Genomic DNA, 1,778 nt, shown 5'->3' with positions numbered 1-1,778 from the left:
CGTGGGGGGCGGCGTCCCGGCTGCTGCCCGCGACGGGCAGCCAGTACGCGGCGATGGCGCTGGGCACGTGCGGGCTGCTGGCCCTGCGGGTGCTGCGTCCGCGCACCACACTGCCGATCCAGCTCGTCTTCTCCGCCGCGTCCGTCGGCTGCATGCTGGGCGGGTACGCGCTCGGCGGGGTGCTGGGCGCCGCCTGGGGCCTGTGCGCGGGCTCGGCGGCGAAGGGGGCGGCGAGCTGGTTGCGGGCCGCACGGGTGCTTCGTACGGGGGAGCGGGCGGACGCCGGGGCCGTCACGGTGCCCAGCCGTGCGGCCGGCGGTCCTCGCGGAGTGTCGTGACGAACAGGACGCACAGCGCGGCGATGGCCACCCGGCCCATGCCCTGGAGCAGCGAGCCGCGCAGCAGGATGAAGCTGTATCCGGCGAGGAGGGGCACGACGACGGCCGTGATGCTGCCCGGCCCGGCCCGGCTGCCGGGCGGGCCCGGTGGGGCCATCGCGGCGGCGGAGCCGTCCTCCGCCGTGCGCCGTGCGTACCGCCGGTCAGCGCGCGCGGCACCGTAGCCGACGGCGGCGAAGCCCAGCGCCATGCCGAACGGGCCGAAGTCGAGCCAGAGTTCCGCCCACAGCGGGGAGGACAGGTTCGGGTAGGGCATGCCCATCCACGTGCCGACACGGGTGCCCGGGTCGTGCGGCTTGTCCGTCCACAGGGAGCGGGGCACGAAGAACAGCGCGGTGCCGGTCAGTTGACGCCCGTAGCTGTGCCCCTCCCCGGCTGCCGCGAAGGTGACGGTGTTGGCGAGCATGCCCACCTGGTCGTAGTCCTTCATGGTGAGCGGTTCCAGCAGGGAGTCCGTCGACTGGCGGGGCCGGTCGGTGCCCTCCTCGTAGCGGAACCGGTCGGCAAAGGGGAAGACGACCAGCGCGATCGCCACCCCCGTGGCCAGCGCGGCCCGGTACATCACCGGGCTGCGCGGGAACGCGGTGAACAGCAGCGAGAACAGCACCGTCAGAAACCAGTAGCGCGGGTTGGAGACCGGGTTGTTGACGACGACGTTGAGCGCCAGCATCGCCAGCCACAGCACGGGCACCAGCGGGCGGCGCCGCGCCGCGCGTGAGACCACGAGCCAGCGCGTGAGGAACAGCAGCGCCAGCAGCGCGGGGACGGTGCCGAAGCCGCGCAGGAACGCCGAGCCGGCCTGCGAGGCGGCCTCCGCGTGCGCGGCGCCCAGGCTCTCCCTGATCTCCTCGCGGTTGGAGAAGAAGACCGCGGGCCCGCCCAGTTCGCCGATCAGCAGGCCGCTGCACGCCAGCGCCAGCGCGCACAGCGCGTACAGGCGGCGCGTGTGGACGCGCGCGTGCGGCCTGCGCCGCTCCTGCATCCGGCCGCGCAGCGGCGGACGGTGCCGCGCCAGCAGCGCGCCCACGTCGAAGGCCACCATTCCGGCCAGGACGAGCGCCGAGGCCAGCACGGTGTCCGAGCGCGGGCCCACCACCGGTGTGGGCGTGCGGTCCAGCACCGTCTGCGCCAGCGGGGCGATGCCCATCGCGATGTAGCCGAACAGCCAGAAGGCGCCCTGGATCAGGCGCCGGTGCGCGGTCAGCACCATGGCCGCCAGGCGGGTGCCCGCGTACGCGCAGGTGGCCGTCTGCAGCCAGTAGACCGCGTCGTGGGGCCCGGGCCCCGGCTGGGTGGCGACCGCGGCGGGGAGCACCGCCACGAGCGCCGCGACCAGGGGTATGGCGAGGGCGCGGGAGAGGACGGCGCGGGGGGCGGTGG

1 protein-coding gene and 1 pseudogene are annotated in these 1,778 nt (G+C 75.1%); one reads left to right on the top strand and one right to left on the bottom strand.

Going from position 1 to position 1,778, the window contains the following annotated elements; all coding sequences use genetic code 11:
• Positions 1-338 (top strand): annotated as a pseudogene (locus AB8Z75_RS34300) (hypothetical protein); the annotation flags it as partial.
• Here the strand turns inward: AB8Z75_RS34300 and AB8Z75_RS34295 are convergent.
• A partial coding sequence (locus tag AB8Z75_RS34295) for a hypothetical protein (RefSeq protein WP_369208956.1) occupies positions 292-1,778 on the bottom strand: 1,487 nt, incomplete at its 5' end. The pseudogene AB8Z75_RS34300 and the gene AB8Z75_RS34295 sit on opposite strands and share 47 nt — an antisense overlap.

It is taken from the genome of Streptomyces sp. PU-14G (genome assembly GCF_041028275.1).
In the GTDB taxonomy this organism is placed as follows: domain Bacteria; phylum Actinomycetota; class Actinomycetes; order Streptomycetales; family Streptomycetaceae; genus Streptomyces.
This window is presented reverse-complemented; position numbering and strand designations above follow the sequence as displayed.